Genomic DNA, 14,666 nt, shown 5'->3' on the forward strand with positions numbered 1-14,666 from the left:
GGGGATCACGCATGGCATTGACGGTTGGAAAGCTGGCAGAGGCGCTGCAGGCAAGGGCCTGGGGCGACCTGACCCTGCCGGTCAGCGGCGCGGCCGAGCCGGGTGCGACGGGCAGCGGTGTCATCGCGCTGGCGATGGCCCCGAAATATGCCGCGAACCTGCGCAAGGGCGACATGGCGATCCTGGCCGAGGGCATGGATCCCGCGGACTATGATCTCAGCGCCGCGATCTTCGCGCCGCGGCCGCGTCTGGTCATGGCCGGGCTGACCCGCGCCTTCGATCCCGGTCCCGACCTTGCGCCGGGCATCCACCCGACGGCCATCATCCATGAAAGCGCAACGATCGGCGAGGGCGCGGCCATCGGCCCCTTCGTGACCATCGGCCGCGATGTGCGCATCGGCGCCAAGGCCCGCATCGCCGAGCATGTCAGCATCGGGCGCGGCACGGTGATCGGGGCCGAGGCGCTGATCCTGCCCGGCGCCCGCATCGCCCATGGCGTGACCGCCGGTGACCGGCTGATCGTGCAGCCCGGCGCCATCATCGGCAGCGACGGCTTTTCCTTCGTCACCCCCGAGGAATCGGGCATCGAGGAGATGCGCCGCAATCTGGGCCAGGTCGACGAGGCGAAACAGCAGCACTGGACCCGGATCCATTCGCTGGGTGGCGTCGAGATCGGCAACGATGTCGAGGTTGGCGCCAATTCGACCATTGACCGGGGCACCATCCGCGCCACCCGCATCGGCTCGGGCACCAAGCTGGATAATCTGGTCCATGTCGGGCATAACGTGGTGGTGGGCGAGGATTGCCTGCTCTGTGGTCAGGTCGGCATCGCCGGCAGCTCGCAACTGGGGGATCGGGTGGTTCTGGGGGGCCAATGCGGCGTTTCGGACAATATCCAGATCGGCAGCGATGTGATCGCCGGCGGCTCGACCAAGATCTTCAGCCGCGTGCCGGCGGGCCGCGTGATCCTGGGCAACCCGGCGGTGAAGATGGAGACCCAGCTGGAGATCCAGAAGGCCATGCGCCGCCTGCCACGCCTTGCGGAAAAGCTGGGCCAGCTTCAGGAAACCGTTACAAGACTGTTGGACAAGGGCTGAGACAGCCGATCGGAGAGCGCCATGACGAACGACACCCGCAGCCGCATCAGGTCCATCATCGCCGAACAGGCCATGCTGGAGCCCGATCAGATCACAGACGCATCCACCCCGGGCGAGTTGGGTATCGACAGCCTCGGGTTGGTCGAGACCATCTTCGCCATCGAGGAGGAATTCGACATCACCGTTCCCTTCAATGCGAACGAGCCCGAGAAGTCGGATTTCGACATTACCAATATGGGCACCATCATTGCCGCCGTTGATCGCCTGATCACGGAAAAGGCCGCATGAGTCCCAAGAAGGCCAAGGACGGCAAGGTGAGCACATTCGAGGCGACCACCCGCGAGGGATTACGACGGGTGGTCATCACCGGCGCGGGCACGATCAATGCGCTGGGGCATGACGTGGCCTCGACGCTGGCCGCCTTCCGCGAGGGGCGCTCGGGCATCAGCCAGCTGGATTTCCGTGACGTGGACCGGCTGTCGATCCAGATCGGCGCCCAGGTGCATGACTGGAAGCCCGAGGATTACTTCAACCGCCAGCAGATCCTGCTTTACGACAAGTTCACCCAGTTCACGCTGCTGGCCGCCAAGCAGGCGGTGGCGCAGGCGGGGCTGAACTTTGCCGGCAAGCTGGGTCTCAACTCGGGCGTGGTGCTGGGCACCGCCGCCGGCGGCATGAACACCTGGGACGAGAATTACCGCACCGTCTATGAAGAGGGGAAGAACCGCGTTCATCCCTTCGTGGTGCCGAAGCTGATGAACAATGCCGCCGCCAGCCATGTCAGCATGGAATACGGGCTGCGCGGACCGGCCTTTACCGTCGCCACCGCCTGCGCCAGTTCGAACCATGCCATGGGTCTGGCGTTCCAGATGGTGCGCTCGGGTGCGGCCAAGGTGATGCTGACCGGCGGGTCCGAGGCGATGCTGTGCTTTGGCGGGGTGAAGGCCTGGGAAGGTCTGCGCGTCATGTCCAAGGATGCCTGCCGCCCGTTCAGCGCCAACCGCAACGGCATGGTGCAGGGCGAGGGGGCCGGGGTCTTCGTCTTCGAGGATTACGAGAATGCCCGCGCGCGCGGGGCCGAGATCCTGGCCGAGGTGGTGGGTTTCGCCATGTCCTCGGATGCGCAGGATATCGTCATGCCAAGCGCGCAGGGGGCCGAGCGGGCAATCCGGGGCGCGATGCAGGATGCCGGGCTGAACCCCGAGGACATCGGCTATATCAACGCCCATGGCACCGGCACCGCCGCCAATGACAAGACCGAATGCGCCGCCGTTGCCCATGCCTTTGGCCATCATGCCGACCGGCTGATGATCTCGTCCACCAAGTCGATGCATGGCCATCTGATCGGCGGCACCGGCGCGGTCGAGATGCTGGCTTGCATCATGGCGCTGCGCGACGGCGTCATCGCGCCGACCATCGGTTACGAGGAACCCGACCCGGAATGCGCGCTGGACGTGGTGCCGAATGTCGCCCGCGAGGCGCGGGTGGATGCGGTGCTGTCCAACGCCTTCGCCTTCGGCGGGCTGAACGCGGTGATCGCGCTGAGGCGGGTCTAGCTGCCGTGATGGTGGTGCTGGTGCACCACCGCATGGCCGCGCCCGCGGGCAATCAGCCAGCGATTGACCGGATAGGCCGCCAGCCCCGCCAAAACCAGCGCCAGCGCCATCGCCCCCCAGAAATGCAGCGATGTCAGCGAGGCCGTCATCGCCCCGGGGATCAGCAGCATGATGGCATTGTCCACGATCTCCATGATGGTGATCGAGACGGTATCGGCCGCCAGCCCCAGCTTCAGCGCCTGTGCAAAGGGCAAGCCGGCACGCAAGAGCGGCAGCATGGTCAGGCTGTAGCCGAAGATGAAGGCCAGGATGACCGCCAGCACGGTCGTCGGCACAGCGCCCCAGCCCTGGGCATTGCCGATCACCATGCCCAGCACCTCGCCGATGCCGCAGCCGGTCAGGCAATGCAGCGTCGCCGACAGCGCGAGGCGGTTCAGCGCGATGCCGCTGGCCGGGGCATGATGCCCATGCTGGTGCGGGTCGGGGTGGTGGTGGTGGCCGGGCATCAGAACGCCTTCTTCAACTCCCGCGCGGCATAGTCGGCGAACATGCGGACCTTGGGGTCCTGCAACCGGCGATGCGGCGTCAAGCAGCCGAATTGCGCGGGCAGGGGCCGGGCCTCGGGCAGGATCTCGACCAGCCGGCCCTTGGCGATGTGGTCCGTGACCTCGTAGCCGGGGCGGTTGGCGATGCCCTCGCCGGCCAGCGCCCATGTCGTCAGCACATCGCCGTCATCGGTATCGAAGCGGCCCGAGACCATCATCTTGCGCGGCCCCTCGTCGGTCTGCAGCGTCCAGAAATATTCTGGGCTGCGCGGATAGCGGAGCAGCAGGCAGTTGTGGTTCTTCAGGTCGTCCGGGCCCTTGGGCAGTCCCGAACGCTCGACATAGTCGGGCGAGGCGACCAGGAGGCGCGGGCAATCCGCCACCTTGCGCCATTTCAGCGCCGAATCCTGCGGTTCGCCCAGAAAGAACGCCAGATCAATGCCATCCTCGACGATGTTCACGGACCGGTCGGACAGGCGCAGCTGCACGTCGACGCCGGGATTGTCGCGGCAGAAGACCGGGATCAGCGGCGCGATCAGTCGCCGCCCCAGCCCCAGCGGCGCCGTCAGCCGGATCACCCCCTGCGGCGTGCCGGAATAGCTGCCGATCACCGCCTCGGCCTCGTCCAGAGTCTCGATCACCCGCCGGGCGTTCTCGTAGAAGACCCGGCCGATCTCGGTCGGCGTCAGCTTGCGGGTGGTCCGGTTCAGCAGACGCACGCCGAAACGGTTCTCCAGATCCTTGATCCGGTTCGAGGCGACGGCGGGCGACAGTCGCAGATCGCGCCCGCCCGAGGTGATCGAGCCCAGTTCGATGACACGCACGAAGACGCGCAGGCTTTCCAGATAGGACATGATGATGGCTCGTTTTCAACGGATCGTGTAAAGTCTTCAACGTCTCGAGCGATTTCGCAACGGCTATTTCCGGCCTAGGCTGAAATTGTTCACGCTGTGAGAGGATGCCATGACCGGCGATTTGCGCTTTCTTCTGAATGACCGCGAGGTCGCCCTGTCCAGTGCCGGCGGCTCTGACACGCTGCTGGATTTCCTGCGCATCGACCGCCGGATGACCGGCACCAAGGAGGGCTGCGCCGAGGGCGATTGCGGCGCCTGCACCGTGCTGGTCGGGCGGCTGACCGATCAGGGCCTGCGCTACGAGCCGGTGAATGCCTGCATCCGCTTCCTCGCCTCGTGCCATGGCTGCCATGTGGTAACGGTCGAGCATCTGCGCGGCCCGGATGGCGGGTTGCACCCGATCCAGACCGCGATGATCGAGCATCACGGCAGCCAGTGCGGCTTCTGCACGCCCGGCTTCGTCATGGCGCTCTATGGGTTGTGGATGAGCAATCCGGCCGCCGATGCCATGGCGATCGAGACCGCGCTGCAAGGCAATCTTTGCCGCTGCACCGGCTATGAACCGATCATCAAGGCCGCGCTCGCGGCGCAGGCGGCGGGCGGTCAGGCGATGGATGCGCTGACCGTCGAACGCGAGGTGGTGGCGGCGAAGCTCAGGGCGATGCCGCGCGAGCGGGTGGATGTCAGCAAGGGCGCCGACCGGGCGATCATCCCCGCCGATACCGACGATCTGGCCGCGCTGCTTCTGGAACACCAGAAACCTACGCTGGTCGCCGGGGCGACCGATGTGGGCCTCTGGGTGACGAAATTCCTGCGGAATATCAGCCCGACCATCTTCATCGCTCATCTGATGAAGGGCGTCGAAGTCACGGAAACGGAATTGAAAATCGGTGCTGGCGTCACCTATTCCGAGGCCGAGCCGCTGATTGCCGAGCATCTGCCGGAACTCCTGGACTATTGGCAGCGCATCGCCGGCTGGCAGGTGCGCAACATGGGCACCATCGGTGGCAACATTGCCAATGGCTCGCCCATCGGCGACACGCCGCCGGTGCTGATCGCGCTGGACGCGCGGATCGTGCTGCGCAAGGGCGCGGAGCGGCGCGAGGTGGCGTTGCAGGATTACTTCATCGATTACGGCAAGCAGGATCGCGCTCCGGGCGAATTCGTCGAGACGATCATCATCCCGCTGAACCGGGGCGCCAAGATCGCCGGCTACAAGATCAGCAAGCGCCGCGACAGCGACATCTCCTCGGTGGCGATGGGTCTTTGCCTGACGCTGGAGGGTGACAAGATCGCCAGCGCCCGCATCGCCTATGGCGGCATGGCCGGCACGCCGAAGCGCGCTGCCGGGGCCGAGGTCGCGCTGGTCGGGCAGGTCTTCGGCAAGGCCGCCTTCGAGGCTGCCGCCCGTGCCGTGCTGGCCGATTTCACGCCCTTGAGCGACATGCGCGCCAGCGCCGATTACCGCAGCGCCGTGGCCGCCAACCTGCTGCGCCGCTTCTGGCTGGAACAATCCGAGCCGGATCTGCCGGTGCGGCTCAACTATGCGGTGGGGGAATGATCATGAAGGACGAGATCAGCATCAAGGGCCTGGCCCACATGGATACCGCCCATGACAGCGCCGCGAAGCATGTCACCGGACGGGCCGAATACACCGACGACCTGGCCGAGCCGCAGGGCTTGCTGCACGCCTATCTGGGCCTCTCGAAATGCGCACATGGCCGCATTACCGCGATGGATCTGGAGGCCGTGCGCGCCGCCCCCGGCGTCATCGACGTGCTGACCGCCGCCGATCTGCCGGGCGTTAACGATGTCTCGCCCGCCGGCCACCATGACGACCCGATCCTGGCCGAGCAAGAGGTGAAATTCTGGGGCCAGCCGGTCTTTGCCGTCGTCGCCGAGACCCGCGATCAGGCCCGCCGCGCCGCCGCGCTGGCGAAGATCAGCTATGAGCCGCTGCTCCAAGCGCTGGATCCGATGGGCGCCAAGGCCGCCGGCATGGATTACGTCACCGATCCCCTGACCCTGCGCCGGGGCGATGCCGCGCAGGGCCTTGCCGCCGCGCCGCGCCGGATCAAGGGCCGCTTTGGCATCGGCGGGCAGGATCACTTCTATCTCGAGGGCCAGATCGCCATGGCGGTGCCGGGCGAGGACGAGGATGTCACCATCAACGTCTCGACCCAGCACCCCAGCGAGGTGCAGCACATGGTTGCCCATGTGCTGGGCGTGCAGAGCCATTCCGTGGTTGTGAACGTGCGCCGCATGGGCGGGGGCTTTGGCGGCAAGGAAACGCAGATGAACCTCTTCGCCTGCGTCGCCGCCGTGGCCGCGAAGAAATGGAACCGCGCGGTGAAGATCCGCCCCGACCGCGACGACGACATGTCCGCCACCGGCAAGCGCCATGATTTCGTGGTGGATTACGAGGTCGGTTTTGACGATCAGGGCCGCATCCTCGCCGTCGATGGCGACTGGTATGCGCGTTGCGGCTTCTCCGCCGACCTCTCCGGGCCGGTGACCGACCGCGCGCTGTTTCACGCCGACAACGCCTATTACTATCCCGATGTCCGCGTCAGCAGCCACCCGATGCGCACCAATACGGTCAGCAACACCGCCTTCCGCGGCTTTGGCGGCCCGCAGGGCGTGATCGTGGCCGAGCGGATGATCGAGGAAATCGCCTATGCCCTTGGCCGCGACCCCTTGGAGATCCGCAAGGCCAACCTCTATCAGAACGGCCAGCTGACCCCCTACCATCAGGAGGTCACCGACCAGATCCTGCCGCAGATGTTCGCCGAGCTGGAGGCCAGCAGCGACTATCAGGCGCGGCGTCAGGCGGTGCTCGACTGGAACGCCAAGGGCGGGGTGATCCGCAAGGGCATCGCGCTGACCCCGGTGAAATTCGGCATCAGCTTCACCGCCACCTGGTACAATCAGGCCGGTTCGCTGATCCACATCTATTCCGACGGCTCCATCGCGCTGAATCATGGCGGGACCGAGATGGGGCAGGGGCTGAACACCAAGGTCGCGCAGGTCGTGGCAGAGGCGTTCCAATGCGACCTGAGCCGGGTCAAGATCACCAAGACCACGACCGAGAAGGTGCCGAACACCTCGGCCACGGCGGCTTCCTCGGGGACTGATCTCAACGGCATGGCGGCGCTGGACGCGGCCGAGCAGATCAAGACCCGGCTGGTCGATTTCGTCGCCGAACGTTGGCAGGCGCCGAAGGATCAGGTGCGTTTCGTTCCCGGCCATATCATGGCGGGCGAGACCGCCATCCCCTTCGACGAGGTGATCAAGGCCGCCTATATGGCGCGCATCCACCTGTCGGCGGCGGGTTTCTACAAGACGCCCAAGATCCACTGGGACCGTTCAACCGGGCGGGGCCGGCCCTTCTATTACTTCGCCTATGGCGCGGCGGTGGCCGAGGTTTCGGTCGATACGCTGACTGGGGAATATGTCATCGACCGCGCCGATGTGCTGCATGACGTGGGCCGCAGCCTGAACCCGATCATCGACAAGGGGCAGGTCGAGGGCGCCTTCGTGCAGGGCACCGGCTGGCTGACCTGCGAGGAACTCTGGTGGAGCGAGAAGGGCGAGCTGAAGACCCACGCCCCGTCCACCTACAAGATCCCGCTGGCCTCGGACCGCCCGCGCGTCTTCAACGTCAAGCTGGCCGACTGGTCGGAAAACACCGAGCGCAGCATCAAACGGTCGAAGGCCGTGGGTGAGCCGCCCTTCATGCTGGGCATCTCGGTCTTCGAGGCGATCAACATGGCCGTGGCCTCGGTCGCCGATTACCGCGAACCGGCGCGGCTCGACGCCCCCGCCACGCCCGAACGGGTGCTGATGGGCATCAGGCGGCTGCAGGGATGATCCGGGTCCGGGTCATATCGGCGCGCGGATCCACCCCGCGCGAGGCCGGGGCCGAGATGTTCGTGGGCCCGGCCAGCGTCACCGGCACCATCGGCGGCGGGCAGCTGGAATACATGGCGATCGACCGCGCCCGACAGTTGCTGGGGAAGGACGAGGCCGAGGCGCGGATGGACATCCCCCTTGGGCCCGAGATCGGCCAGTGCTGCGGCGGGCGGGTGATCCTGCAACTCGACCGGGGCGAACCGCGCCGCGAGAGCCATCCCGAGGTGCTGATCTTCGGCGCGGGCCATGTCGGGCGCGCGCTGGCGCAGGCGCTGATGGCCCTGCCGCTGTCGCCGGTGCTGATCGACAGCCGTGCCGCGGAACTGGCCATGGCCGCCCCCGGCATCCCGCACCGGCTGACCCCCTTGCCCGAGGCCGAGATTCGCAGCGCCAAACCCGGCAGCGCCATCATCATCCTGACCCATGACCACGCGCTGGATTTCCTGCTGGCTGCCGAGGCGCTGGCCCGCCGCGATCTGCCCTATATCGGCATGATCGGCAGCGCGACGAAGCGCGCGCAATTCCACCGCTTCGCCCGTGCACGCGGCATTGATCCCGCCCCGCTGGTCTGCCCGATCGGCGCCAATGATACCGGCGACAAGCGCCCCGCCGTCATCGCCGCCTTTACCGCGACCGAACTTCTGGTCGAACTGACTGCCTCATTTTCGGAAACACATTCATGCGACAGCTGATCCGGGGCCGCGTCCTCGATTTCCACGCCGACCCGGCCGAGACCGAGGACAACCACCGCTATCTGGAAGACGGCGCCATCCTGGTCGAGGACGGGCTGATCCGCGCCGTCGGCGACTATGCCAGCCTGCGCGAACCGGGATTGGCCGAGATCGACCACCGCCCGAACCTGATCCTGCCCGGCTTCATCGATCCGCATATCCATTTCCCGCAGGTGCAGGTGATCGCCAGCTGGGGCGCTCAGCTTCTGGACTGGCTGAACACCTATACCTTCCCCGAGGAATCGCGCTTTGCCGATCGGGCCCATGCCACCGCGATGGCCGGGCGTTTCCTCGATCTTCTGACCGCGCATGGCACCACCAGCGCCGTGGCCTTCTGCTCCGTCCATCCCGAAAGCGCCGAGGCGCTGTTTGCCGCCTCCGAGGCGCGGAACATGGCGATGATCGCCGGCAAGGTGATGATGGACCGCAACGCCCTGCCGGCGGTGCAGGACACGCCACAACAGGGCTATGACGACAGCAAGCGATTGCTGGAAAAGTGGCACGGGCGCGGGCGCGGGCGCTATGCCATCACCCCGCGCTTTGCCATCACCTCGAGCCCGGAACAGATGCATGCGGCGGGCACGCTGGCGGCAGAGCATCCCGATTGCCATGTCCAGACCCACATGTCCGAGAACCTGGACGAGATCGCGCTGACCAAGCAGCTTTATCCGAGTGCCCGCGACTACCTGGATGTCTACGAGAAATACGGCCTGCTCAGCGAGAACCTGCTGCTCGGTCATTGCATCCACCTGGAACCGCGCGAGATCGCCCGCATGGCCGAGACCGGAAGCCGCGCGGTCTTCTGCCCGACCTCGAACCTGTTCCTTGGCTCGGGCCTCTTCGACGAGGCCGGTCTGCGCGCCGCCGGCGTGACCAGCGGCATCGCCACCGATGTAGGCGGCGGCACCAGCTATTCCATGCTGCAGACGCTGAACGAGGGCTACAAGATCCTGCAACTGAGGGGCCAGAAGCTGACCCCGCTGGCGGCCTTCCACTGGGCCACGCGCGGCAACGCCATCGCGCTGGGGATGGAGGACGAGATCGGCACGCTGGCGAAGGGCAGCGCCGCCGATCTGGTGGTGCTCGACAGCCGCGCCACTCCGGCGATGGCGCTGCGGATGGAGCGGGCCGAGACCTTGGCGCAGGAGTTGTTCATCCTGCAGATCATGGGCGATGATCGGGCCGTGGCGCAAACCTATGTCGCGGGCCAGCCGATGAAGCGGTAACCCGGCGTAAACGCGCGGATCGCAAGGCTTTGTTAACCAATCCCCCATCGAGCGGCCGGCGAAGCTTGGCCTCTTGGCGCGATTGGTCTATGCCCGACGGGTGACAATCCTTAGCAGGTGATCGCGTGTTCTATCCCCTTGCCAGCACGACCTGGGACGATGCGGAATATGCCGCGCTCGACCGGGTGATCCAGAGCGGCCGCTTCACCATGGGCGAGGAGGTCCGCGCCTATGAACAGGCTTTCGCGGATCACTTCGGCAAGCGTTACGGGGTGATGGCCTCGTCAGGTTCAACCGCCAATCTCTTGGCGATCGCATCAAGCTTCTGGCATCCCGATCTCGGCTGGCGGCCCGGCGACGAGATCATCGTGCCCGCCGTCAGCTGGTCCACCACCTATTTCCCGGTGACCCAGACCGGGCTGAAGCTGCGCTTCGTCGATATCGATGCGGCGACCCTGAACATCGATCCCGACCTGGTCGCCGCCGCCATCACGCCGCGCACAAGGGCGGTCTTCGCGGTGAACCTGCTTGGGAACCCGGTCGAGGCGGATCGGCTGCGCGCGATCTGCGCCGATGCCGGCATCCTGCTGATCGAGGATAATTGCGAATCCATGGGGGCGAGCCTCGGCGGCCAGATGGCCGGGGCCTTCGGCTATTTCGGCACCTTCAGCAGCTTCTTCTCGCATCACATCTGCACCATGGAAGGCGGCATGGTCATCACCGATGACCGCAAGCTTTACGACACCATGCTGTCGATGCGCGCCCATGGCTGGACCCGTGGACTGCCCGCCGACACCCATCTGCCGGTCGATCCCGATCCCTTCGTGGCGCAATTCCGCTTTGTCCTGCCGGGCTACAACCTGCGCCCGCTGGAGATGGAGGGCGCGCTTGGCCGGCCGCAGCTGGAAAAGCTGCCGGGCTTCGTCGCCGCGCGCCGCGCCAATGCGGCGATCTTCCAAGGCGCGTTCTCCGGTCTCGATTTTCTCGACATCCAGCAGGAGACCGGGGAATCCTCGTGGTTCGGTTTCGCCATGCTGCTGAAGGGCCGTCTGGCCGGGCGCCGCCGCGAACTGGTTGCGGCGCTGCAGGCGGCCGAGATCGAATGCCGCCCCATCGTCGCCGGCAATTTCCTGAACAACCCGGTGATCGACAAGCTGGACCACAGCATCGGCTCGGCCATCGTCGCGGCCGAGCGGGTGGACCGTGACGGGCTGTTCGTCGGCAATCACCACTATCCGATCCCGGCCCAGATCGCGCGCCTGCGCGAGGTGGTTCAGGCCGTCGCCGACCGTTTCTGAAAGGACCCAAAGCCATGACCAAACGCGCGCTGATCACCGGCGTCACCGGACAGGACGGGGCCTATCTGGCCGAGCTCTTGCTGTCCAAGGGTTACGAGGTCCATGGCATCAAGCGCCGGTCCTCCAGCTTCAACACCGGTCGCATCGATCATCTGCAGATCGACCCGCATTCGGGCAGCCAGTTCCACCTGCATCACGGCGACATGACCGATTCGACCGCGATCATCAGCACGCTGCAGCAGGTCCAGCCCGACGAGATTTACAACCTCGCCGCGCAGAGCCATGTGAAGGTTAGCTTCGAGATGCCGGAATACACGGCGAACTCGGACGCGCTTGGCGCGCTGCGAATCCTCGAGGGCATCCGGCTCTTGGGTCTGGGCGAGACAAGCCGCTTCTACCAGGCCTCGACCTCGGAGCTTTACGGCAAGGTGCAGGAGGTGCCGCAAAGCGAGACGACGCCCTTCTATCCGCGCTCGCCCTACGGCGTTGCCAAGCTTTACGCCTATTGGATCACGGTGAACTACCGCGAGGCTTACGGCCTCTATGCCTGCAATGGCATCCTCTTCAACCACGAGAGCCCGATCCGGGGCGAGACCTTCGTGACCCGCAAGATCACCCGCGCGGTGGCGGCGATCAGCCTTGGCCTGCAGGATCGGCTCTATCTCGGCAATCTCGACGCGCAGCGCGACTGGGGCCATGCGCGGGATTATGTCGAGGGCATGTGGCGCATCCTGCAGCACGACACGCCCGAGGATTTCGTGCTGGCCACGGGCGAGATGCATTCGGTCCGCGAGTTCTGCGAACAGGCCTTTGCCGAGACCGGCGTCGAACTGGACTGGCGCGGCGAAGGCGTTGACGAAAAGGGCTACGAGGCAGGCACCGACCGCTGCCTGATCGAGATCGATCCGGTCTATTTCCGCCCGACCGAGGTGGACCAGCTGCTGGGCAACCCGGCCAAGGCGCGCGAAAAACTGGGCTGGACGGCGACCACGCCCTTTGCCACGCTGGTTGCCGAGATGGTGGCCGAAGACAGGCGGCTGCTGGAAACCGAACGTCTGGCGCGCCGCGCCTATGGGATCGTCGAATGAGCAAGATCACCCCCGTCCTGTTGGCAGGCGGCAGTGGCACCAGATTGTGGCCGGCCTCGCGCAAGGCTTTCCCCAAGCAGTTCGCCCCGCTGATCGGGCCGGAATCGCTGTTCCAGGCCAGCGCAAGGCGGCTGTCTGGGCCGGGCTATGCGGCCCCGGTGGTGATGACCAATGCCGATTTCCGCTTTATCGTCGCCGAGCAGTTGGACCAGATCGGCATCAAGCACGATGCCATCGTGATCGAGCCCGAGGGCCGCAACACCGCCCCGGCGATCCTTGCCGCCGCCCTGCGGGTCGCCGAAACCGATCCACAGGCGCTGGTGCTGGTGGCGCCCTCGGACCATGTCATTCCCGACAGCGCGGCCTTTGCGGCGGCAGTCGAGGAGGGGGCGAAGGCGGCGCGTCAGGGGCGCATCGTCACCTTCGGCATCACCCCAACGCGGCCCGAAACCGGCTATGGCTATCTGCAGGTGGAGGGGCAGGGCGAGGGCGCGCTGCCGCTGCGCCGTTTCATCGAGAAGCCGCAGGCCCCGCAGGCCGAGGCGATGCTGGCTGAGGGCGGTTACCTGTGGAACGCGGGCATCTTCCTGTTCGCCGCGCAGACCATGATCGACGCCTTCTCTGCTCATGCCCCTGACTATCTGGAACCGGTTCAGGCCGCCGTCGACGGCGCGATCAATGACCTGGGTTTCCTGCGGCTGGCGCGTGGCCCGTGGAAGGGGCTGCGCGACGAGTCGATCGACTACGCGGTGCTGGAGAAGGCCGACAACCTCTCGGTCGTGGCCTATTCCGGACATTGGTCTGATCTCGGGGGCTGGGATGCCGTCTGGCGCGAGTTGCAGGACAAGAGCCCGGCCCCGCGCGGCGCGGTGACAGACGCGCATTCGACCGCCATCGACTGCGACAACGTGCTGCTGCGCTCGGACAGTGCCGACATGCAGGTGGTGGGCATCGGGCTCAAGGACACAATGGTCGTCGCCACCTCGGACGCGGTGCTGGTCGCGCCGATGGACCGGGCGCAGGATGTCAAGCACGCGGTCGCGGCGCTGAAGGGGCAGGGGCGCAAGCAGGCGGTGGCCTTCCCGCGCGATCACCGGCCCTGGGGCTGGTTCGAGACGCTGGCGCTGGCCGACCGCTTTCAGGTCAAGCGCATCGTGGTCAAGCCCGGTGCAGCCCTGTCGCTGCAAAGCCATGTGCATCGGTCCGAGCACTGGATCGTCGTCAGCGGCACGGCCAAGGTGACGGTCGATGACACGGTGACGCTGGTGACCGAGAACCAGTCGATCTATGTGCCGCTTGGCGCGGTGCACCGGATGGAGAACCCCGGCAAGGTGCCGATGGTGCTGATCGAGGTGCAGACCGGCGTCTACCTGGGCGAGGATGACATCATCCGCTACGAGGATGTCTATGCCCGCCAGACGGGCGATTGATGCGCGTCCTCTTGACCGGCGGGTCGGGGATGCTGGGCCAGTCGCTGCTGCGGCTGGCGCCCGAGATCGCTCCTGACCTGACCCTGATCGCGCCCTCGCGCGCCGATCTGCCGCTGACCGACCGGGCTGCCGTGGCGCGCTGGTTTGCCGAGAACCCGGTCGATGCGGTCATCCATGCGGCGGCGCGGGTGGGCGGCATACAGGCCAATATCGCCGATCCGGTGGGTTTCCTGTCCGAGAACCTCGTGATGAACGAGGCCGTCATCATGGGCGCGCACCAGGCGGGCGTCGGGCGGCTGGTTTTCCTGGGCTCGTCCTGCATGTATCCCCGCGATCACCGCCAGCCGCTGGTCGAGGAAGACGTTCTCGCCGCGCCGCTGGAGCCGACGAACGAGGGTTATGCGCTGTCCAAGATCACCGGTGCGCGGCTTTGCGATTATATCAGCCGGCAAGTGCCAGACCGGGCCTATCGCACGCTGATCCCCTGCAACCTCTTCGGCACCGGCGATCACTTCGGCAGCGCCGCTTCGCATCTGATCGCGGCGATCATCACCAAGGTGGTGGACGCGCGGAATGAGGGCGCGGGCGAGGTGGAGATCTGGGGCACGGGCCGGGCGCGGCGCGAGTTTCTGGACGTGGATCACCTGTCCCGCTTCATCCTGACGCGCCTGCCCGACCTCGAGGCGCTTCCGTGGCTCTTGAACATCGGGGCCGGGCGGGATCATTCGGTCGATGACTACTACCGTATGGTGGCGGGTCTGGCCGGGTGGCAGGGACGGTTCGTCCATGACGAGACGAAGCCCGAGGGGATGATGGCAAAGCTCATGTCCTCGGCCAAAGCCGAGGCGATCGGCTATGCCCCGCCGGGCGACATCACCCCCGACCTCGCCCGCGCCATCGCGGCCTATGAGAGCCGGAAGGCCGGATAG

13 protein-coding genes are annotated in these 14,666 nt (G+C 66.2%); 11 read left to right on the forward strand and 2 right to left on the reverse strand.

The annotated features are described in order from the left end of the window. Positions 1–11: 11 nt before the first annotated feature. From CX676_RS04200 to CX676_RS04210, 3 genes are read left to right on the forward strand one after another with little or no spacing between them, the layout of a single operon-like run. A complete protein-coding gene (locus tag CX676_RS04200; RefSeq protein ID WP_101751508.1) occupies positions 12–1,097 on the forward strand; it encodes a UDP-3-O-(3-hydroxymyristoyl)glucosamine N-acyltransferase in 1,086 nt (361 codons plus the stop codon). A 21-nt stretch (positions 1,098–1,118) separates the two neighbouring features. Next, positions 1,119–1,385 (forward strand): acyl carrier protein, encoded by a 267-nt coding sequence (locus tag CX676_RS04205; RefSeq protein WP_101751509.1) that lies wholly within the window; start codon positions 1,119–1,121, stop codon positions 1,383–1,385. Then, positions 1,382–2,653 (forward strand): beta-ketoacyl-[acyl-carrier-protein] synthase family protein, encoded by a 1,272-nt coding sequence (locus CX676_RS04210; RefSeq protein ID WP_101751510.1) that lies wholly within the window; start codon positions 1,382–1,384, stop codon positions 2,651–2,653. Before CX676_RS04205 ends, CX676_RS04210 begins: the two co-directional genes overlap by 4 nt. Here CX676_RS04210 and CX676_RS04215 read toward each other — a convergent pair. Next, the gene (locus tag CX676_RS04215; RefSeq protein ID WP_101751511.1) at positions 2,650–3,159 is read right to left on the reverse strand and encodes a DUF4396 domain-containing protein; all 510 of its coding nucleotides are present in this window, start codon (positions 3,157–3,159) and stop codon (positions 2,650–2,652) included. The genes CX676_RS04210 and CX676_RS04215 overlap by 4 nt on opposite strands. After that, positions 3,159–4,052, reverse strand: a complete 894-nt coding sequence (locus tag CX676_RS04220; protein ID WP_101751512.1) for a LysR family transcriptional regulator — start codon at positions 4,050–4,052, stop codon at positions 3,159–3,161. The genes CX676_RS04215 and CX676_RS04220 overlap by 1 nt, the downstream gene beginning before the upstream one ends. A gap of 109 nt (positions 4,053–4,161) precedes the next feature. Between CX676_RS04220 and xdhA the strand changes: the two genes are divergently transcribed. The 8 genes from xdhA to CX676_RS04260 all read left to right on the forward strand — a co-directional run bounded on the left by xdhA (position 4,162) and on the right by CX676_RS04260 (position 14,666). Next, the gene (xdhA, locus tag CX676_RS04225) at positions 4,162–5,613 is read left to right on the forward strand and encodes a xanthine dehydrogenase small subunit (protein WP_101751513.1); all 1,452 of its coding nucleotides are present in this window, start codon (positions 4,162–4,164) and stop codon (positions 5,611–5,613) included. 2 nt (positions 5,614–5,615) lie between these two features. Further along, positions 5,616–7,922: a xanthine dehydrogenase molybdopterin binding subunit gene (gene xdhB / locus CX676_RS04230; protein ID WP_101754130.1), complete on the forward strand. Its 2,307-nt coding sequence runs from the start codon at positions 5,616–5,618 to the stop codon at positions 7,920–7,922. Further along, positions 7,919–8,656, forward strand: a complete 738-nt coding sequence (xdhC, locus tag CX676_RS04235; protein ID WP_101751514.1) for a xanthine dehydrogenase accessory protein XdhC — start codon at positions 7,919–7,921, stop codon at positions 8,654–8,656. Before xdhB ends, xdhC begins: the two co-directional genes overlap by 4 nt. Further along, positions 8,644–9,921 (forward strand): guanine deaminase, encoded by a 1,278-nt coding sequence (guaD, locus tag CX676_RS04240; RefSeq protein ID WP_101751515.1) that lies wholly within the window; start codon positions 8,644–8,646, stop codon positions 9,919–9,921. Before xdhC ends, guaD begins: the two co-directional genes overlap by 13 nt. A gap of 125 nt (positions 9,922–10,046) precedes the next feature. Further along, positions 10,047–11,219 (forward strand): DegT/DnrJ/EryC1/StrS family aminotransferase, encoded by a 1,173-nt coding sequence (locus CX676_RS04245; protein ID WP_101751516.1) that lies wholly within the window; start codon positions 10,047–10,049, stop codon positions 11,217–11,219. Positions 11,220–11,233: 14 nt separating this feature from the next. After that, positions 11,234–12,307, forward strand: coding sequence for a GDP-mannose 4,6-dehydratase (gene gmd, locus CX676_RS04250; protein ID WP_101751517.1), 1,074 nt, complete (start codon positions 11,234–11,236; stop codon positions 12,305–12,307). Next, on the forward strand, positions 12,304–13,737 hold the full coding sequence (locus CX676_RS04255; RefSeq protein WP_101751518.1) for a mannose-1-phosphate guanylyltransferase/mannose-6-phosphate isomerase: 1,434 nt from the start codon (positions 12,304–12,306) through the stop codon (positions 13,735–13,737). The genes gmd and CX676_RS04255 overlap by 4 nt, the downstream gene beginning before the upstream one ends. Continuing rightward, positions 13,737–14,666, forward strand: coding sequence for an NAD-dependent epimerase/dehydratase family protein (locus CX676_RS04260; RefSeq protein ID WP_101751519.1), 930 nt, complete (start codon positions 13,737–13,739; stop codon positions 14,664–14,666). Before CX676_RS04255 ends, CX676_RS04260 begins: the two co-directional genes overlap by 1 nt.

The organism is Paracoccus zhejiangensis (assembly GCF_002847445.1).
In the GTDB taxonomy this organism is placed as follows: Bacteria; Pseudomonadota; Alphaproteobacteria; order Rhodobacterales; family Rhodobacteraceae; genus Paracoccus; species Paracoccus zhejiangensis.